General features: G+C 39.7%; 30 protein-coding genes. 29 read left to right on the top strand and 1 reads right to left on the bottom strand.

Annotation, left to right across the window (positions count from 1 at the left end; translation table 11 throughout):
- The first annotated feature begins 4 nt into the window (after positions 1-4).
- The 29 genes from rplC (at position 5) to LMOATCC19117_RS13335 (ending at position 15,352) form a co-directional block, all read left to right on the top strand.
- The gene (gene rplC, locus LMOATCC19117_RS13475) at positions 5-634 is read left to right on the top strand and encodes a 50S ribosomal protein L3 (RefSeq protein ID WP_003726733.1); all 630 of its coding nucleotides are present in this window, start codon (positions 5-7) and stop codon (positions 632-634) included.
- 25 nt (positions 635-659) lie between these two features.
- The gene (gene rplD, locus LMOATCC19117_RS13470) at positions 660-1,283 is read left to right on the top strand and encodes a 50S ribosomal protein L4 (protein WP_003727695.1); all 624 of its coding nucleotides are present in this window, start codon (positions 660-662) and stop codon (positions 1,281-1,283) included.
- Positions 1,283-1,567: a 50S ribosomal protein L23 gene (rplW, locus tag LMOATCC19117_RS13465; RefSeq protein WP_003720948.1), complete on the top strand. Its 285-nt coding sequence runs from the start codon at positions 1,283-1,285 to the stop codon at positions 1,565-1,567. Before rplD ends, rplW begins: the two co-directional genes overlap by 1 nt.
- Positions 1,568-1,607: 40 nt before the next feature.
- The gene (rplB, locus tag LMOATCC19117_RS13460) at positions 1,608-2,441 is read left to right on the top strand and encodes a 50S ribosomal protein L2 (RefSeq protein WP_003727696.1); all 834 of its coding nucleotides are present in this window, start codon (positions 1,608-1,610) and stop codon (positions 2,439-2,441) included.
- Positions 2,442-2,528: 87 nt separating this feature from the next.
- A complete protein-coding gene (gene rpsS, locus LMOATCC19117_RS13455; RefSeq protein ID WP_003720946.1) occupies positions 2,529-2,807 on the top strand; it encodes a 30S ribosomal protein S19 in 279 nt (92 codons plus the stop codon).
- 20 nt (positions 2,808-2,827) lie between these two features.
- Positions 2,828-3,184, top strand: coding sequence for a 50S ribosomal protein L22 (gene rplV, locus LMOATCC19117_RS13450; protein ID WP_003727697.1), 357 nt, complete (start codon positions 2,828-2,830; stop codon positions 3,182-3,184).
- Positions 3,185-3,187: 3 nt separating this feature from the next.
- On the top strand, positions 3,188-3,844 hold the full coding sequence (gene rpsC, locus LMOATCC19117_RS13445) for a 30S ribosomal protein S3 (protein WP_003720944.1): 657 nt from the start codon (positions 3,188-3,190) through the stop codon (positions 3,842-3,844).
- 2 nt (positions 3,845-3,846) lie between these two features.
- A complete protein-coding gene (gene rplP, locus LMOATCC19117_RS13440) occupies positions 3,847-4,281 on the top strand; it encodes a 50S ribosomal protein L16 (RefSeq protein WP_003720943.1) in 435 nt (144 codons plus the stop codon).
- Entirely contained in the window at positions 4,271-4,462 is a 192-nt protein-coding gene (gene rpmC / locus LMOATCC19117_RS13435) for a 50S ribosomal protein L29 (protein ID WP_003720942.1), read from the top strand. Before rplP ends, rpmC begins: the two co-directional genes overlap by 11 nt.
- Before the next feature lie 27 nt (positions 4,463-4,489).
- Positions 4,490-4,753, top strand: a complete 264-nt coding sequence (gene rpsQ / locus LMOATCC19117_RS13430; protein ID WP_003720941.1) for a 30S ribosomal protein S17 — start codon at positions 4,490-4,492, stop codon at positions 4,751-4,753.
- A gap of 79 nt (positions 4,754-4,832) precedes the next feature.
- Positions 4,833-5,201, top strand: coding sequence for a 50S ribosomal protein L14 (rplN, locus tag LMOATCC19117_RS13425; protein ID WP_003723686.1), 369 nt, complete (start codon positions 4,833-4,835; stop codon positions 5,199-5,201).
- A gap of 37 nt (positions 5,202-5,238) precedes the next feature.
- Positions 5,239-5,550, top strand: coding sequence for a 50S ribosomal protein L24 (gene rplX / locus LMOATCC19117_RS13420; RefSeq protein WP_003720939.1), 312 nt, complete (start codon positions 5,239-5,241; stop codon positions 5,548-5,550).
- 26 nt (positions 5,551-5,576) lie between these two features.
- A complete protein-coding gene (gene rplE / locus LMOATCC19117_RS13415) occupies positions 5,577-6,116 on the top strand; it encodes a 50S ribosomal protein L5 (protein ID WP_003720938.1) in 540 nt (179 codons plus the stop codon).
- 31 nt (positions 6,117-6,147) lie between these two features.
- Positions 6,148-6,333 (top strand): type Z 30S ribosomal protein S14, encoded by a 186-nt coding sequence (locus tag LMOATCC19117_RS13410; RefSeq protein ID WP_003723684.1) that lies wholly within the window; start codon positions 6,148-6,150, stop codon positions 6,331-6,333.
- A gap of 30 nt (positions 6,334-6,363) precedes the next feature.
- Positions 6,364-6,762 (top strand): 30S ribosomal protein S8, encoded by a 399-nt coding sequence (gene rpsH / locus LMOATCC19117_RS13405; protein WP_003720937.1) that lies wholly within the window; start codon positions 6,364-6,366, stop codon positions 6,760-6,762.
- 30 nt (positions 6,763-6,792) lie between these two features.
- Positions 6,793-7,329 (top strand): 50S ribosomal protein L6, encoded by a 537-nt coding sequence (gene rplF, locus LMOATCC19117_RS13400; RefSeq protein WP_003726442.1) that lies wholly within the window; start codon positions 6,793-6,795, stop codon positions 7,327-7,329.
- Between the two features lie 39 nt (positions 7,330-7,368).
- Positions 7,369-7,728 (top strand): 50S ribosomal protein L18, encoded by a 360-nt coding sequence (rplR, locus tag LMOATCC19117_RS13395; RefSeq protein ID WP_003739848.1) that lies wholly within the window; start codon positions 7,369-7,371, stop codon positions 7,726-7,728.
- Positions 7,729-7,749: 21 nt separating this feature from the next.
- On the top strand, positions 7,750-8,253 hold the full coding sequence (gene rpsE, locus LMOATCC19117_RS13390) for a 30S ribosomal protein S5 (protein ID WP_003723681.1): 504 nt from the start codon (positions 7,750-7,752) through the stop codon (positions 8,251-8,253).
- A gap of 16 nt (positions 8,254-8,269) precedes the next feature.
- Positions 8,270-8,449, top strand: coding sequence for a 50S ribosomal protein L30 (rpmD, locus tag LMOATCC19117_RS13385; protein ID WP_003720933.1), 180 nt, complete (start codon positions 8,270-8,272; stop codon positions 8,447-8,449).
- A 55-nt stretch (positions 8,450-8,504) separates the two neighbouring features.
- Positions 8,505-8,945, top strand: a complete 441-nt coding sequence (gene rplO / locus LMOATCC19117_RS13380) for a 50S ribosomal protein L15 (RefSeq protein WP_003723680.1) — start codon at positions 8,505-8,507, stop codon at positions 8,943-8,945.
- Positions 8,945-10,240, top strand: coding sequence for a preprotein translocase subunit SecY (gene secY / locus LMOATCC19117_RS13375; RefSeq protein WP_003726441.1), 1,296 nt, complete (start codon positions 8,945-8,947; stop codon positions 10,238-10,240). Before rplO ends, secY begins: the two co-directional genes overlap by 1 nt.
- Positions 10,241-10,299: 59 nt before the next feature.
- Positions 10,300-10,947, top strand: coding sequence for an adenylate kinase (locus LMOATCC19117_RS13370; RefSeq protein ID WP_003740304.1), 648 nt, complete (start codon positions 10,300-10,302; stop codon positions 10,945-10,947).
- Positions 10,948-11,333: 386 nt separating this feature from the next.
- Positions 11,334-11,552: a translation initiation factor IF-1 gene (gene infA, locus LMOATCC19117_RS13365; RefSeq protein ID WP_003720929.1), complete on the top strand. Its 219-nt coding sequence runs from the start codon at positions 11,334-11,336 to the stop codon at positions 11,550-11,552.
- A gap of 103 nt (positions 11,553-11,655) precedes the next feature.
- Positions 11,656-11,769, top strand: a complete 114-nt coding sequence (gene rpmJ / locus LMOATCC19117_RS13360) for a 50S ribosomal protein L36 (RefSeq protein ID WP_003720928.1) — start codon at positions 11,656-11,658, stop codon at positions 11,767-11,769.
- A gap of 18 nt (positions 11,770-11,787) precedes the next feature.
- The gene (gene rpsM / locus LMOATCC19117_RS13355; protein WP_003723677.1) at positions 11,788-12,153 is read left to right on the top strand and encodes a 30S ribosomal protein S13; all 366 of its coding nucleotides are present in this window, start codon (positions 11,788-11,790) and stop codon (positions 12,151-12,153) included.
- Positions 12,154-12,175: 22 nt separating this feature from the next.
- Positions 12,176-12,565 (top strand): 30S ribosomal protein S11, encoded by a 390-nt coding sequence (rpsK, locus tag LMOATCC19117_RS13350; RefSeq protein ID WP_003720926.1) that lies wholly within the window; start codon positions 12,176-12,178, stop codon positions 12,563-12,565.
- A gap of 109 nt (positions 12,566-12,674) precedes the next feature.
- A complete protein-coding gene (locus LMOATCC19117_RS13345) occupies positions 12,675-13,619 on the top strand; it encodes a DNA-directed RNA polymerase subunit alpha (RefSeq protein ID WP_003723676.1) in 945 nt (314 codons plus the stop codon).
- Between the two features lie 16 nt (positions 13,620-13,635).
- Positions 13,636-14,043, top strand: coding sequence for a 50S ribosomal protein L17 (rplQ, locus tag LMOATCC19117_RS13340; RefSeq protein ID WP_003723675.1), 408 nt, complete (start codon positions 13,636-13,638; stop codon positions 14,041-14,043).
- A 214-nt stretch (positions 14,044-14,257) separates the two neighbouring features.
- On the top strand, positions 14,258-15,352 hold the full coding sequence (locus LMOATCC19117_RS13335) for a DNA glycosylase AlkZ-like family protein (protein ID WP_003726082.1): 1,095 nt from the start codon (positions 14,258-14,260) through the stop codon (positions 15,350-15,352).
- Positions 15,353-15,383: 31 nt separating this feature from the next.
- Here LMOATCC19117_RS13335 and LMOATCC19117_RS13330 read toward each other — a convergent pair whose 3' ends face one another.
- The gene (locus tag LMOATCC19117_RS13330) at positions 15,384-16,274 is read right to left on the bottom strand and encodes an acetamidase/formamidase family protein (RefSeq protein WP_003734246.1); all 891 of its coding nucleotides are present in this window, start codon (positions 16,272-16,274) and stop codon (positions 15,384-15,386) included.
- Positions 16,275-16,373 lie beyond the last annotated feature (99 nt).

The raw sequence follows: 16,373 nt of genomic DNA, 5'->3' as shown, positions 1-16,373 counted from the left end.
ACTCATGACCAAAGGAATCTTAGGTAGAAAAGTAGGGATGACACAAGTTTTCACTGAAAACGGCGAACTTATTCCAGTAACAGTAATCGAAGCAGCACAAAACGTGGTACTTCAAAAGAAAACTGTTGAAACTGACGGCTATGAAGCTGTACAAATCGGTTTCGAAGATAAGAGAGCAATTTTGTCAAACAAACCCGAACAAGGTCATGTAGCAAAAGCCAATACTACTCCTAAGCGCTTCATTCGCGAATTCCGCGATGTAAACTTAGACGAGTATGAGATTGGTGCAGAAGTAAAAGTAGACGTATTCGCAGAAGGTGACATCATCGACGCGACAGGCGTATCGAAAGGTAAAGGATTCCAAGGTGTTATTAAACGCCACGGACAATCACGCGGCCCTATGGCCCACGGTTCCCGTTACCATCGTCGCCCAGGTTCAATGGGTCCAGTAGCACCTAACCGTGTTTTCAAAAATAAACTACTTCCAGGTCGTATGGGTGGAGAACAAATCACTATCCAAAACCTAGAAATCGTTAAAGTAGACGTTGAAAAGAACGTTCTTTTAGTAAAAGGTAACGTTCCAGGCGCTAAAAAAGCATTAGTTCAAATTAAAACTGCTACTAAAGCAAAATAATTCATTTGGAAAGGAGGACTAACGAATGCCAAAATTAAGCTTACTTAAACAAGATGGAACAAACGCTGGCGAAATTACTTTAAACGACACTGTTTTCGGTATCGAACCAAATGAAAAAGTTGTTGTTGATGTGATTTTGAGCCAACGTGCATCCCTACGTCAAGGGACTCACAAAGTAAAAAATCGTTCAGAAGTACGTGGTGGCGGACGTAAACCATGGCGTCAAAAAGGTACAGGTCGTGCCCGTCAAGGTTCAATCCGTTCCCCGCAATGGCGTGGCGGTGGTGTCGTATTCGGCCCAACACCTCGTTCATATGCATACAAATTACCTAAGAAAGTTCGTCGTTTAGCGATTAAATCAATTCTTTCTTCTAAAGTAAATGAAGAAAAATTAGTTGTACTTGAAGGTTTGACTTTCGATGCACCTAAAACAAAAGAATTTGCGGCTTTTCTTAAAAATATCTCTGTAGATACTAAGGCACTAATCGTAGTTGCCGGTGAAAGTGAAAATGTAGAATTATCTGCACGCAACTTACAAGGCATTACAGTTATTCCAGCTGAAAGTATCTCAGTACTAGAAGTTGCTAAACATGATAAATTAATTATCACTAAAGCAGCTGTCGAAAAAGTAGAGGAGGTGCTCGCATAATGGATGCACGCGACATCATTAAGCGCCCAGTTGTAACTGAAGAATCTACAAGTATTCTCGACGATAAGAAATATACATTTGAAGTAGATACTCGCGCAACTAAAACGCAAGTAAAATACGCAGTTGAAGAAATTTTCGACGTAAAAGTTGCTAAAGTAAACGTAATGAATTACAAAGGCAAACTTAAACGTATGGGCCGTTATGCAGGTTACACTAACAAACGCCGTAAAGCGATTGTTACTGTTACAGCTGACAGCAAAGAAATTCAATTCTTTGAAGTATAATTCGACTAACTTTAAATAAATCTAACGAGGAGGGGAAACAATGGCGATCAAAAAGTATAAACCTACCACTAACGGGCGCCGGCACATGACTAGTTCTGATTTCGCTGAGATTACTACAAGTACTCCAGAAAAATCTTTACTACGTCCTCTTAAAAAGAAAGCCGGACGCAATAACCAAGGTAAGTTAACTGTTCGTCATCACGGCGGTGGCCATAAACGCCAATACCGCGTGATTGATTTCAAACGTAACAAAGATGGTATTCCTGGACGCGTTGCAACGATCGAGTACGATCCAAACCGTTCTGCTAATATTGCTCTAATCAACTATGCTGATGGAGAAAAACGCTACATCATCGCAGCAAAAGGCCTTGAAGTAGGTCAAACAATTTATTCAGGAGCAGAAGCTGATATCAAAGTCGGTAATGCACTAGAATTAAAAGATATTCCAGTGGGTACTGTTATCCACAATATCGAAATGAAACCTGGTAAAGGTGGACAATTAGTACGTTCTGCTGGAACAAGTGCTCAAGTGCTTGGTAAAGAAGGTAAATACGTATTAATCCGCTTAAACTCTGGTGAAGTTCGCATGATTCTTGCTACTTGCCGTGCTACAATCGGTCAAGTTGGTAACGAACAACACGAACTTATCAACATCGGTAAAGCAGGTCGTTCACGTTGGATGGGTAAACGCCCAACTGTTCGTGGATCTGTAATGAACCCGAACGATCACCCACACGGTGGTGGTGAAGGTAAAGCTCCAATCGGCCGTAAATCGCCAATGTCTCCATGGGGCAAACCAACTCTTGGATACAAAACACGTAAGAAAAACAACAACTCCGATAAATTTATCGTACGTCGTCGTAAGAAAAAATAATCGGATCAATAGATTGAATAAAATTGGTAGCAGGATAGCGAGGACATGCGTTCTCAGCTTCCTGACTATGCGAAGGGAGGTTCCGTCATGGGTCGTAGTTTGAAAAAAGGACCTTTTGTTGATGACCACTTGATGAAGAAAGTGGAAGCAGCAGCAGAAAGCGAAAAGAAACAAGTAATTAAAACTTGGTCTCGTCGCTCCACGATTTTCCCAACTTTTGTTGGACAAACAATCGCAGTATATGATGGACGTAAACACGTTCCTGTTTATGTTCAAGAAGATATGGTAGGACACAAACTGGGCGAATTCGCACCAACTCGTACGTACCGCGGTCATGCGGGCGACGATAAAAAAACTAAACGCTAATTTGAGAGGAGGATATCCTAATGGCAAGTGAAGTTACAAGCGCAAAAGCCGTTGCCAAAACGGTTCGTATTGCTCCTCGCAAAGCTAGAATCGTCATTGATTTAATTCGAGGCAAGCAAGTTGGCGAAGCAATTGCAATCTTGAAGTATACTCCAAGATCAGCTTCCCCAATTATTGAAAAAGTATTAAAATCTGCTATTGCTAACGCAGAGCATAACTATGATTTAGACATTAACAACCTTGTAGTAGAGGAAGCATTTGTTGACGAAGGTCCAACACTTAAACGTTTCCGTCCACGTGCACAAGGTCGTGCAAGTGCAATCAACAAACGTACTAGCCACATCACAGTTGTGGTATCTGAAGTGAAGGAGGGATAATTCGTGGGTCAAAAAGTACATCCAATAGGTATGCGTATCGGTGTCATCCGTGATTGGGACTCCAAATGGTACGCGGAAAAAGATTATGCGGACTTCTTACATGAAGATTTACGCATCCGTGATTACGTTGCAAAACGTCTATCTGACGCTTCTGTTTCTCGTGTAGAAATCGAACGTGCAGCTAACCGTGTGAATATCACTATTCATACTGCAAAACCTGGTATGGTTATCGGTAAAGGTGGTTCTGAAGTTGAAGCATTACGCAAAAACTTGAACGAACTTACTCAAAAACGTGTTCATATCAATATCGTAGAAATCAAACGTGCTGACCTAGACGCAAAATTGGTTGCTGAAAATATCGCTCGTCAATTGGAAGGTCGTGTATCTTTCCGTCGTGCGCAAAAACAAGCTATCCAACGTACTATGCGTGCTGGAGCAAAAGGTATCAAAACTCAAGTATCTGGTCGTCTTGGCGGAGCGGATATCGCTCGTGCTGAACACTATAGCGAAGGAACAGTACCTCTTCATACATTGCGTGCCGACATCGACTACGCATGGGAAGAAGCTGACACAACTTATGGTAAACTAGGCGTTAAAGTCTGGATCTACCGCGGTGAAGTCCTTCCTACGAAGAAAAACAATGTGGAAGGAGGAAAATAATAATGTTAGTTCCTAAACGTGTAAAATACCGTCGTGAATTCCGCGGAAACATGCGTGGACGCGCGAAAGGCGGAACTGAAGTTGCATTTGGTGAATACGGTCTTCAAGCAGTTGAAGCTTCTTGGATTACAAACCGTCAAATCGAAGCAGCTCGTATCGCAATGACTCGTTACATGAAACGTGGCGGTAAAGTTTGGATTAAAATTTTCCCTCATAAATCTTACACTTCTAAACCAATCGGGGTTCGGATGGGTAAAGGTAAAGGTGCTCCGGAAGGTTGGGTAAGCCCAGTCAAACGTGGCAAAATTATGTTTGAAATCGCAGGTGTTCCTGAAGATGTAGCGCGTGAAGCATTACGTCTAGCAGCACACAAACTGCCGGTCAAAACTAAGATCGTTAAACGTGAAGAAATTGGTGGTGAAGCAAATGAAAGCTAATGATATCCGTGATTTATCCACTACCGAAATCCAAGATCAAGAAAAAGCTTTGAAAGAAGAGCTCTTCAACCTGCGCTTTCAATTAGCTACTGGTCAATTAGAAAACACCGCACGTATTCGTGAGGTTCGTAAAGCAATTGCCCGTATGAAAACAATCGTTCGAGAAAGAGAACTTGCTTAAAAAAGAATCGTAAGGAGGTTTTAATACATGGCTGACCGTAACCAACGTAAAGTTTATACTGGTCGTGTTGTATCCGACAAAATGGATAAAACAATTACCGTGGTTGTTGAAACGTACAAGAAACATGGTTTGTACGGTAAACGCGTGAAGTATTCTAAAAAATTCAAAGCGCATGATGAAAATAACATTGCAAAAACTGGCGATGTAGTTCGTATTTCCGAAACTCGTCCATTGTCTGCAACTAAACATTTCCGTTTACTAGAAGTTGTAGAAGAAGCAGTAATTATCTAAATCAAAAGTTAAAAATAGATTGTGAAAAGTTGCCGAGTGCAATTTTTCCGACCCGTTATTCTGGAAGGAGGGTGTCCTAATGATTCAACAAGAAAGTCGTATGAAAGTGGCTGATAACTCTGGTGCTCGTGAAGTGTTAACTATTAAAGTACTAGGTGGATCAGGACGCAAAACTGCTAACATTGGCGATGTTGTCGTGTGTACCGTTAAACAAGCAACACCAGGCGGCGTTGTCAAAAAAGGTGAAGTTGTTAAAGCAGTAATCGTTCGTACTAAGAGTGGAGCACGTCGTCAAGACGGTTCTTACATCAAGTTTGATGAAAATGCATGTGTCATTATCCGTGACGATAAAAGTCCTCGTGGAACACGTATTTTTGGACCTGTTGCTCGCGAACTTCGTGAAAACAACTTTATGAAGATCGTTTCTTTAGCTCCAGAAGTTCTTTAAAAAATAAGTTCCAAGAAATCAAGGAGGTGCTATACCAATGCATGTCAAAAAAGGTGATAAAGTAAAAGTTATTACTGGTAAAGATAAAGGCAAATCCGGCAAAGTGCTCGCAGCATTTCCGAAAAAGGACCGCGTACTTATCGAAGGAATCAATATGGTTAAAAAACATACAAAACCTTCCAACATCAACCCGCAAGGCGGGATCTTGAATGTTGAAGCACCAATCCACGTTTCAAACGTAATGCTAATTGACCCTAAAACAGGCGAACCTACTCGTGTAGGATACGAAGTTAAAGGCGATAAAAAAGTACGCGTAGCAAAAAAATCCGGTGAAGTAATAGATAAATAAAAGTCGTAGGAAGGAGGGAATATTACATGAATCGCCTTAAAGATCAATATCTTAAGGAAATTGTTCCTGCTTTAATGAGCAAATTCAATTATGACTCCGTAATGGAGGTTCCAAAAATAGATAAAATCGTAATCAACACTGGTGTTGGTGACGCTACAGCAAATGCGAAAGTTTTAGACAGTGCAGTTGAGGAGTTAGCTCTTATCACTGGTCAAAAACCTGTAATCACAAAAGCAAAAAATTCTATCGCTGGTTTCCGTCTTCGTGAAGGAATGCCAATCGGTGCTAAAGTAACTTTGCGTGGTGAACGCATGTATGATTTCTTAGATAAATTAGTTACTGTTTCACTTCCACGTGTTCGTGATTTCCGTGGCGTATCGAAAAAAGCTTTCGATGGTCGTGGTAACTATACGTTGGGTGTTAGAGAGCAACTTATTTTCCCTGAAATTGATTACGATCAAGTATCAAAAGTACGCGGTATGGACGTAGTAATCGTTACAACTGCCAAAAGTGATGAAGAATCTCATGAGTTACTAACTCAACTAGGGATGCCATTTCAAAAGTAATCAAAACTAATTTTAGTAGGGAGGCGAAAACGTGGCTAAGAAATCCATGATCGCGAAGCAAAAACGTACACCAAAATACGCTGTTCAAGCATATACTCGTTGTGAACGTTGTGGTCGTCCACATTCCGTTATTCGCAAATTTAAATTATGCCGTATTTGTTTCCGTGAACTTGCCTATAAAGGTCAAATTCCCGGCGTGAAAAAAGCAAGCTGGTAAGAAAGAGTTTAAGGAAGGAGGGTATTATACATGGTGATGACAGATCCAATTGCAGATTTTCTAACTCGCATTCGTAATGCAAACATGGTTAAACATGATAAATTAGAACTGCCTGCATCCAAAATCAAAAAAGAAATTGCTGAAATATTGAAGCGTGAAGGTTTTATCCGTGACGTTGAATATATTGAAGATGACAATGCTGGAACAATCCGTGTTTTCTTAAAATATGGAGCGACTGGCGAACGTGTAATCACTGGTTTGAAACGTATTAGTAAGCCAGGTTTACGTGTATATGCAAAATCAACTGAGGTGCCTAAAGTACTTAACGGTCTAGGTATCGCAATCGTGTCTACTTCCCAAGGCGTTTTAACCGACAAAGAAGCCCGTGCTAAACAAGTCGGCGGAGAAGTACTAGCATACGTTTGGTAAGAAAAAGTAAACCATAAGGAGGTGCAATAAATGTCCCGTATAGGTAAAAAAACTATTGTGATTCCTGCAGGTGTAACAGTTACACTTAATGGATCAACAGCAACAGTTAAAGGTCCTAAAGGTGAACTTGTAAAAGAGTTCAACCCAGAAATTACTATTAATATTGAAGGCAACGAAATTAACGTTTCTCGCCCGACTGATAATAAAAACCACCGTGCACTTCATGGTACAACTCGTGCTATTCTTAATAACATGGTTGTCGGAGTTTCCGAGGGTTATGAAAAGAAATTAGAACTTATCGGTGTTGGTTACCGTGCGCAAAAACAAGGCGACAAGCTTGTTCTTAACGTAGGGTACTCTCATCCAGTAGAGTTTGTTGCTCCTAAAGGCGTAGATATTGAAGTTCCTGCAAACACACAAGTGATTGTTAAAGGATACAACAAAGAACACGTTGGCGAGTTAGCTGCAAACATTCGTGCCGTACGTCCACCAGAGCCATATAAAGGTAAAGGTATTCGTTACGAAGGCGAACATGTACGCCGTAAAGAAGGTAAAACTGGTAAATAATGCCGCTTAATTAGGCAAATGAGAGAAGAGGTGAGTCGTGTGATTACCAAAATCGACAAAAATAAAGTACGTAAAAAAAGACATGCTCGTGTTCGTTCTAAGATTTCTGGAACTGAAAGTCGTCCACGTTTAAACGTATTCCGTTCAAACAAAAACATTTATGCTCAAATTATTGATGATGTAAATGGTGTGACACTTGCAAGTGCGTCTAATTTAGATAAAGATTTCGGTTCTGCTGAATCCAAAGTTGATGCAGCAAGCAAAGTTGGCGAACTAGTTGCTAAACGTGCTTCCGAAAAAGGTATTACTTCTGTCACTTTTGACCGTGGAGGATACTTATATCATGGCCGCGTGAAAGCTCTTGCTGAAGCAGCTCGCGAAAATGGACTAGAATTTTAATAAGAAGGAGGGACATATTACATGCCTGAGCAAATTGATGGAAACAAATTAGATTTAGAAGAACGCGTTGTTACAATCAACCGTGTTGCTAAAGTAGTTAAAGGTGGACGTCGTTTCCGTTTCACAGCACTTGTTGTTGTTGGAGACAAAAATGGTCATGTTGGTTTCGGTACTGGTAAAGCGCAAGAAGTTCCAGATGCTATCCGTAAAGCTGTTGAGGATGCTAAAAAGAACATGGTGCTTGTACCAACTGTAGACACAACTATTCCACACACTGTAGTCGGACATTTTGGTGGCGGAGAAATTCTTCTTAAACCAGCTAGTGCCGGTTCTGGTGTAACTGCTGGTGGTCCCGTTCGTGCGGTCCTAGAACTTGCCGGTGTTGCTGATGTATCTTCCAAATCGCTTGGATCTAATACACCAATTAACATGGTACGTGCTACAATCGACGGAATTAAACAACTGAAAAACGCTGAAGATGTTGCGAAACTTCGTGGCAAAACAGTAGAAGAATTGTTAGGATAAGGAGGGAATTATCATTATGGCGAAGTTAGAAATTACTCTAAAACGTAGCTTAATCGGACGCCCTCAACCACAACGCAAAACTGTTCAAGCATTAGGTCTTGGTAAAACAAATTCTGTAGTGGTTAAAGAAGATAATCCTGCAATTCGTGGGATGATCACTAAAGTAAGTCATTTAGTGGACGTCAAAGAAGTTTAAGCTTAAAATTATTATGCAATGGATAGAATTTGTTAAATAGGAGGAGGTGCTTGACATGAAACTACATGAACTTAAGCCTTCAGAAGGTTCTCGTAAAGAACGTAATCGTGTTGGTCGTGGAACAGGCTCTGGTAACGGCAAAACTTCAGGACGCGGTCATAAAGGACAAAAAGCTCGTTCTGGTGGTGGCGTACGTTTAGGCTTTGAAGGTGGACAACTTCCACTTTTCCGTCGTATTCCAAAACGTGGATTCACAAATATCAACCGTAAAGAATTTGCTATCGTGAACTTAGATGTTTTAAACCGCTTTGAAGATGGTACAGAAGTAACACCAGAACTTTTAGTTGAAACTGGAATTATTCGTAATGAAAAATCCGGAATCAAGATTTTATCTAATGGAAATATCGAGAAAAAACTTACTGTGAAAGCGAACAAATTCTCTGCAGCTGCGAAAGAAGCAATTGAAGCGGCTGGCGGAAAAACTGAGGTGATCTAATGTTTCAAACGTTAGTTAACTTCTTCAAAGTAGCAGACATCCGTAAAAAAATACTATTTACATTAGCAATGCTAGTTATTTTCCGTATTGGTACATTCGTGCCAGTACCGGGAGTTAACGCAGCAGCTTTACAATCTAGTATGGATGGCGGTATTTTGGGGTTCTTAAATACATTTAATGGTGGGGCTTTAAAAAACTTCTCAATTTTTGCCATGGGTGTAATGCCTTACATTACATCTTCCATTATTGTTCAGTTACTTCAAATGGACGTTGTTCCTAAATTGACTGAGTGGTCGAAGCAAGGGGAAATGGGTCGTAAAAAACTCAATCAACTTACTAGATACATGACAATTGGACTTGGTTTAGTGGAAGCTTTCGGTATGGCATATGGATTTAACCGCATGTCTTCAGCTGGCTTAGTAATTGAACCTTCCATTGGTAGATATGCAATTATCGCTATTGTATTGACTACTGGTACAATGTTCTTAATGTGGCTAGGTGAACAAATCACTGTTAAAGGCGTTGGTAATGGTGTTTCCATCATTATCTTTGCAGGTATCGTTGCTCGTATTCCTGATGGAGTTCGTCAATTATATGTTTCGCAAATTGAAAACGCTGGTGATCAACTTTTCCTACATGTTCTGACATTAGTTGGTGTAGGGATTGCAATTTTAGCTATTGTTGTAGCTGTAATCTTCTTCCAACAAGCACTACGCAAAATTCCAATTCAATACTCTAAACGTGTAGCAGGAGCAAAACAATCGGGCGCGCAAGCAACGCACTTGCCGTTAAAACTTAACTCTGCCGGAGTTATCCCTGTTATCTTTGCAAGTGCATTTATTATTACACCACAAACTATCCTTACTTTCTTTGATCAAAGTAACGATGTTGTAAAAGTATTGAAAGATGTGTTTGATTACACAAAACCAATTGGTATGATTTTATATGTTGCACTAATTGTTGCTTTCACTTATTTCTATGCTTTCATTCAAGTGAACCCTGAGAAAGTTGCAGACAACTTGAAAAAGCAAGGTGGGTATATTCCTAGTAAACGTCCTGGTCGGGAAACACAAGCTTATCTTACATCGGTACTTTACCGTCTAACATTTGTTGGTGCAATTTTCCTTTCAGCGGTTGCTATACTTCCAACTATCGGTACTACTGTGTTTAGTTTACCGCAGTCACTTGCCGTTGGTGGTACAAGCCTACTAATTGTTATCGGGGTAGCATTAGATACTACGAAACAACTCGAAGGACAACTTGTAAAAAGGAACTATCGGGGATTTATCAAATAACACGCAGTTCTTGTTAGGTCTTCCTAGCAGGAGCTAGCGCGTAATAAGGGGCGAAACAGTTGAAATTAGTATTAATGGGACTGCCCGGCGCCGGAAAAGGCACACAAGCGGAACAGATTGTTGAGAAATACAACATTCCTCATATTTCCACTGGAGATATGTTCCGAGCAGCTATGAAAAATAATACGGAATTAGGAAAGAAAGCTAAATCCTTTATGGATAATGGCGACCTTGTTCCTGATGAAGTAACAAATGGTATCGTTCGTGAACGTTTGGCCGAAGATGATGCTAAGAATGGTTTCTTGCTTGATGGTTTTCCGCGCACTGTGGAACAAGCAGAAGAGCTAGAAAATATTCTAAATGATTTAGGGACAGAACTTGATGCTGTCATTAACATTGAAGTTGATAAAGATGTTTTAATGAAACGTCTTACAGGTCGTTGGATTTGTCGGACTTGCGGTAAAACTTACCATGAAATTTACAACCCACCGAAAGTTCCTGGGAAATGTGATTTAGATGGCGGGGAACTTTACCAACGCGATGACGACAAGAAAGAAACGGTTGAAAAACGACTAAATGTAAATATGAAACAGACCAAGCCGCTTCTAGATTTTTATTCTGAAAAGGGTAAACTTCATAACATAAACGGCGAGCAAGACATTAAAGACGTTTTTGTAGATGTGGAAAAAATTCTTGCTTCTTTTTGAGGAGTGAGCTGTGCTGAATCACTGTCAAAATCAATGCGTGCAAATTAGTTTAGTTTGTAGTATAATGGATAATTGGCAGTGGAATTAAAGGCATCTAAGCAAATCATGATGAACGAGAGAACCGTTTGAAGATCATCCGAATGACGTATATGTTCTACCTTGATCTGTTCAGCCGCAATACTTTTGCGAGTGACAGTTCTTCTGGTTTTTACGGATTTCACTTTTACAGGTTGTCTGAAAAGCTGGCGAAATGTGTTGCCTTTTAATGAAGTGCATCCATTTTTGCATGTTTTACGTTTTTTTCATGTAAGAGAAATAGTTACACTGAAAGGATTAGGCCTGCATCAGGAACAAATCCAAGAATACAAGAAGGAGGTAGCAAACATATGGCAAAGGAAGATGTTATTGAAGTAGAAGGCGTAGTACAAGAAACTCTACCAAACGCGATGTTCAACGTTGAACTCGAAAATGGTCATAAAGTACTGGCAACTGTTTCTGGTAAAATCCGTATGCATTACATTCGTATTTTACCTGGAGATAAAGTGACAGTAGAGCTTTCTCCATACGACCTGACACGCGGAAGAATTACTTATCGTTTTAAATAATTTGCACTCCGAAATTGAATTTATATACCGGTCTGGTTTATCCAGCTTAGAAATTATCGGTTTATAGAGACATTTTCTCTAATAAACAAGGAGGTATATCTATATGAAAGTAAGACCATCAGTGAAACCTATGTGCGAAAAATGTAAAGTTATTCGTCGTAAAGGTAAAGTAATGGTAATTTGTGAAAATCCAAAACATAAACAAAAACAAGGATAAGAGGAGGTGCTTAAGTAAATGGCACGTATTGCAGGTGTGGACGTTCCACGTGAAAAACGTATTGTTATTTCCCTGACTTACATTTATGGTATCGGTAAACAAACAGCTAAAGAAGTTCTTGCTGAAGCTGGCGTTTCTGAAGATACTCGTACTCGTGATTTAACTGAAGAAGAGCTAGGTAAAATCCGTGAAATCTTAGACCGTATTAAAGTTGAAGGTGACCTTCGTCGTGAAGTAAACTTAAACATTAAACGTCTAATCGAAATCGGTTCTTACCGTGGCATGCGTCACCGTCGTGGACTTCCAGTTCGCGGACAAAATACAAAAAATAATGCCCGTACTCGTAAAGGCCCGTCCAAAACAGTAGCAGGCAAAAAGAAATAATAGTAAAGGAGGTAGTTAGTGAATGGCTCGTAAAACAAATACTCGTAAACGCCGTGTGAAAAAGAATATCGAATCTGGTATTGCACACATCCGTTCTACATTTAATAATACGATCGTAATGATTACTGACACACATGGTAATGCTTTAGCTTGGTCAAGTGCAGGTTCCCTAGGATTTAAAGGTTCTCGTAAATCTACTCCTTTCGCAGCGCAAATGGCAGCTGAAAGTGCAGCAAAATCAGCACAAGAACATGGTTTAAAAACATTAGAAGTAACTGTTAAAGGTCCTGGTTCAGGTCGTGAAGCGGCTATCCGTGCACTACAAGCAGCTGGTCTTGAAGTAACAGCTATTAAAGATGTAACTCCAGTTCCACATAACGGATGTCGTCCTCCAAAACGTCGTCGCGTATAAGTGGTCGTTTTCTTTTGCCAATAGTAGATTTTTACTGTCTTAACTATCAAGGCAGAGAGTTTGACATAAAGACTGATATTCTAGACGTTTTGAAGGAGGGTAAATTTGAATGATCGAAATTGAAAAGCCAAAAATCGAGACGATTGAGATCAGCGATGATGCCAAGTATGGAAAGTTTGTTGTAGAGCCACTTGAGCGTGGATATGGTACAACTTTGGGTAACTCCTTACGTCGTATTCTATTATCTTCTCTTCCAGGTGCAGCAGTAACCTCTATCCAAATTGATGGAGCTTTACATGAGTTTTCTGTAATTGAAGGTGTAGTAGAAGATGTAACAACCATGATTTTAAATATTAAAAAACTTGCACTAAAAATCTATTCTGATGAAGAAAAAACATTAGAAATCGATATGCAAGGTCCTGGTGTAGTAACTGCAGCTGACATTAATTATGACAGCGACGTTGAGATTTTAAATCCCGACTTACACATTGCTACATTAAGTGATAATGCTAAATTTCATGTGCGTTTAAATGCGACTCGTGGTCGTGGTTACACACCTGCTGATCAAAATAAACGCGAAAATATGCCAATTGGTGTACTTCCAGTCGATTCAATCTTTTCACCGGTTATCCGTGTGAACTATCAAGTGGAAAATACACGTGTTGGACAATCAACTAATTATGATAAGCTTACGTTTGATGTGTTAACTGACGGAAGTATCAGCCCAGAAGAAGCAGTTTCACTTGGAGCTAAAATTCTTTCTGAGCACTTAAGTATCTTCGTTAATTTAACAGATGAAGCACAAAAAGCTGAAATTATGATTGAAAAAGAAGAAAGCCATAAAGAGAAAGTGCTTGAAATGACTATTGAAGAATTAGACTTGTCTGTTCGTTCATATAATTGTTTGAAACGCGCTGGAATCAATACAGTACAGGAACTTGCTGACAAATCCGAAGACGATATGATGAAAGTCCGTAACTTGGGCCGTAAATCGCTTGAGGAAGTTAAAGTAAAACTGGCTGACCTTGGCTTATCTCTAAGAAACGAAAACTGATAAAGGAGGCAATTCCATGGGTTACAGAAAATTAGGTCGTACAAGCTCACAACGTAAAGCGTTACTACGTGATCTTGCAACGGATTTAATCGTATTTGAACGTATTGAAACAACAGAAGCTCGCGCTAAAGAGATTCGTAAAGTTGTTGAAAAACTAATCACTTCTGGGAAAAAAGGAGACTTGCACGCTCGTCGTCAAGCAGCTGCTTTCATCCGTCATGAAGTTGTAGAAGTAGTACAAGTAGATGCTAAAGGTAAAGATGGTTCAACTGTGAAGAAAAACCGTCCTGTATACGCTCTACAAAAACTATTTGATGATGTTGCTCCACGTTACGCGGAACGTCAAGGTGGTTACACTCGTATCTTGAAAAAAGGTCCACGTCGCGGTGACGGCGCACCAATGGTTATTATTGAATTAGTTTAATAATAAAACGTTTAAAGCAAGTGGAGTGTCATGATATGGAGACTTCGTGTTTCCTTGTCTAGCTCTGTGTTTCCTAGTCTACTTAATCGTAGGCTAGGAGGCAGGCTTTTTTTGTTTGACCTGTTATCTATGTATAGCAGGTCTTTTTTTCTTGCCTTTATACTGGAAACCATCTATAGTAAATTCCAAAGATAAACAGTGGGAGGGACGGAGAATGCGTTCGTTAACTAACGCGGAAATAGCTCACAATAGATTACTTAATTCTGGACTACTACAATCTAAATTTTCCAGCGCAGAGGATGCAACTCGTGCGTTATTTGGTATTCAGTCGCAGTATCAACAATTTGGAGAGATTAGTTTATTTAATCGTGTACCTAATTTAACCAAAGAAAACCTGCAAATGGCTTACGACGATAAAGGGATAATCAAAATCTGGGGGCAAAGAATGACTGTCCATATGTATACGCCGGATGATTGGTTTTATGTTCATGATGTTTATGCGAACAAAAACAATTGGTTAAGAAAGCACGCAGACTCTCTAGGACGTGATTTGGATGAGATTTTAGTACAAATGGAAGAATTACTCCTGCGCGAAGATAAAGTGTCTAAAGAGTCCTTTGCGGCTTTACTAGGTAATGAAGCAAAAGAGCTGATGACATGGGGCGGGGTTTTTATTCAAGGGTCACTCGATGGCAAGTTGTTTTGTGTGCCAGAAAGTCCTAAAACAAAATTTTATAGTCATAGAAACCAAATTGATTCAGAAAGAGAAGATGCTTGGATAACTAACAAGCGCAGCAAGACAGGTCTTGAAACAATGATTGATCGTTATTTTAGTGCATTTGGGCCAGCGACTATACAAGATTTCAAGCATTGGAGTGGTTTGCGAAATAGTGATTATATAGAAACGTTAGAAAAGTTACTTGAAAACTATATATGCTATATCGGTGAAGATGGCAAGAACTATTATAGCAAAGCAAAAACGCAGGAAAATGTGGAGATGGGGTCGCCGCTTCTATTAGGGAAGTTTGATCCGCTTTTCGTAAGTTACGCGAAAAAGAATTGGCTTGCGAGCGAAAAAGAAACGAGTCTAATCTGGCGCACCGCTGGGCAAATTGAAGCTGTCTTAATAATAAATGCTCAGTTTTTTGGAACGTGGAGATATAAAATATCGGGGGATAAAATAGTTTTTCAATTCTATCTTAGTAAAAAACTAACTAAAAAAGGACAAAAATTAGTAGAAAAAGAAGCGATAAAACTAGCTGAATTCCTCCTTAAAAACTACCAAGGCAGCATTTTTGAACAAATTTAAAAGAACCCCCGTCAGAACGGGGGTTCTTTTCTTATAAAAATGGCATTTCTGGAAAATAATCCAAAGGTAATTTGATACTGGTAGTGATATTTGATTTACCCATGTTGCATACTTGAAACTCAGCCTGCAGTGATAGAAGGAACATCGCATCTTCAGTTGTCATTTTGTCTGATTCAGTAAGTAAAGTTATCATATTTTGCATCGCTTTTTTTGCCGCTTTCTCAATAGTGAGATCTGATGCTAAGCAAATTAAATGGTTGTCATGAATAATTGTGGGTGTGGGAGCTGTTCGATTTTTAAGGATTTGAAGTCGTAAAGTGATTTCTGCTGGCGCCTCTGCACTCGTGGTAGTAGTTTTCCCGAAGCCAGCTGTAGCTCGAACATTGCCGATATAAAGCGATGCACCCTGTTTTTCAACTGGTAAAAAGATCGTTGCACCTTCTGTAATCTCGGATGAGTCGAGTAGGCCGTCGTTGTTAGCTGGTGATTTGGAGGTAAGTAAGCCTTCTGTTCGTAGCAATCCGATAGTTTTAGTTATCGGAATATGAATTTCATCTGAATACATAATTCGATTCTCTCTGACTTTGTAGCAACGAGTAAAGTTGCTTGTTAATAAATCATCTGTTATACCAACATTTGGTCCGTTTAGTAAAAATACCTCCGTCCCTAGGAGTTCAATTTTTTCAATCGTTACCGCTAATAAATCTCCACTTCTAGCTTCTTCGATATAGATTGGTCCAGTAGTTGGTGAAAATTGTTTCCAATCTAGGTCCCCGTATTGAAGCTGTTTGTTTTGAATTTGGCCATTGAAGTAGTCTTTTGTTTTTATCTTTACTACAGAGCCATCTTTCACTGTAATTGCAGGTTCCGCCGATTTATCCATCTTAAAAACCGCGCGTTCTGAAGTTACAAAGTTTTTCATCTCTTCCCTTCTCTCTATATTCTATTAGTAGTGACGGGTGAATTATAGCAAAATGAGAAGTAGGAAGTAAATGGATATTCTGTGAACAAAACCGAGTTG

Origin of the sequence: Listeria monocytogenes ATCC 19117 (genome assembly GCF_000307025.1) — a bacterium.
Classification (GTDB): domain Bacteria; phylum Bacillota; class Bacilli; order Lactobacillales; family Listeriaceae; genus Listeria; species Listeria monocytogenes_B.
This window is presented reverse-complemented; position numbering and strand designations above follow the sequence as displayed.

Coding starts and splice junctions, on each gene's coding strand:
- rplC (WP_003726733.1), top strand. CDS start 5: ATGACCAAAGGAATCTTAGGTAGAAAAGTAGGGATGACACAAGTTTTC.
- rplD (WP_003727695.1), top strand. CDS start 660: ATGCCAAAATTAAGCTTACTTAAACAAGATGGAACAAACGCTGGCGAA.
- rplW (WP_003720948.1), top strand. CDS start 1,283: ATGGATGCACGCGACATCATTAAGCGCCCAGTTGTAACTGAAGAATCT.
- rplB (WP_003727696.1), top strand. CDS start 1,608: ATGGCGATCAAAAAGTATAAACCTACCACTAACGGGCGCCGGCACATG.
- rpsS (WP_003720946.1), top strand. CDS start 2,529: ATGGGTCGTAGTTTGAAAAAAGGACCTTTTGTTGATGACCACTTGATG.
- rplV (WP_003727697.1), top strand. CDS start 2,828: ATGGCAAGTGAAGTTACAAGCGCAAAAGCCGTTGCCAAAACGGTTCGT.
- rplP (WP_003720943.1), top strand. CDS start 3,847: ATGTTAGTTCCTAAACGTGTAAAATACCGTCGTGAATTCCGCGGAAAC.
- rpmC (WP_003720942.1), top strand. CDS start 4,271: ATGAAAGCTAATGATATCCGTGATTTATCCACTACCGAAATCCAAGAT.
- rpsQ (WP_003720941.1), top strand. CDS start 4,490: ATGGCTGACCGTAACCAACGTAAAGTTTATACTGGTCGTGTTGTATCC.
- rplN (WP_003723686.1), top strand. CDS start 4,833: ATGATTCAACAAGAAAGTCGTATGAAAGTGGCTGATAACTCTGGTGCT.
- rplX (WP_003720939.1), top strand. CDS start 5,239: ATGCATGTCAAAAAAGGTGATAAAGTAAAAGTTATTACTGGTAAAGAT.
- rplE (WP_003720938.1), top strand. CDS start 5,577: ATGAATCGCCTTAAAGATCAATATCTTAAGGAAATTGTTCCTGCTTTA.
- rpsH (WP_003720937.1), top strand. CDS start 6,364: ATGGTGATGACAGATCCAATTGCAGATTTTCTAACTCGCATTCGTAAT.
- rplF (WP_003726442.1), top strand. CDS start 6,793: ATGTCCCGTATAGGTAAAAAAACTATTGTGATTCCTGCAGGTGTAACA.
- rpsE (WP_003723681.1), top strand. CDS start 7,750: ATGCCTGAGCAAATTGATGGAAACAAATTAGATTTAGAAGAACGCGTT.
- rpmD (WP_003720933.1), top strand. CDS start 8,270: ATGGCGAAGTTAGAAATTACTCTAAAACGTAGCTTAATCGGACGCCCT.
- rplO (WP_003723680.1), top strand. CDS start 8,505: ATGAAACTACATGAACTTAAGCCTTCAGAAGGTTCTCGTAAAGAACGT.
- secY (WP_003726441.1), top strand. CDS start 8,945: ATGTTTCAAACGTTAGTTAACTTCTTCAAAGTAGCAGACATCCGTAAA.
- infA (WP_003720929.1), top strand. CDS start 11,334: ATGGCAAAGGAAGATGTTATTGAAGTAGAAGGCGTAGTACAAGAAACT.
- rpmJ (WP_003720928.1), top strand. CDS start 11,656: ATGAAAGTAAGACCATCAGTGAAACCTATGTGCGAAAAATGTAAAGTT.
- rpsM (WP_003723677.1), top strand. CDS start 11,788: ATGGCACGTATTGCAGGTGTGGACGTTCCACGTGAAAAACGTATTGTT.
- rpsK (WP_003720926.1), top strand. CDS start 12,176: ATGGCTCGTAAAACAAATACTCGTAAACGCCGTGTGAAAAAGAATATC.
- LMOATCC19117_RS13345 (WP_003723676.1), top strand. CDS start 12,675: ATGATCGAAATTGAAAAGCCAAAAATCGAGACGATTGAGATCAGCGAT.
- rplQ (WP_003723675.1), top strand. CDS start 13,636: ATGGGTTACAGAAAATTAGGTCGTACAAGCTCACAACGTAAAGCGTTA.
- LMOATCC19117_RS13335 (WP_003726082.1), top strand. CDS start 14,258: ATGCGTTCGTTAACTAACGCGGAAATAGCTCACAATAGATTACTTAAT.
- LMOATCC19117_RS13330 (WP_003734246.1), bottom strand. CDS start 16,274: ATGAAAAACTTTGTAACTTCAGAACGCGCGGTTTTTAAGATGGATAAA.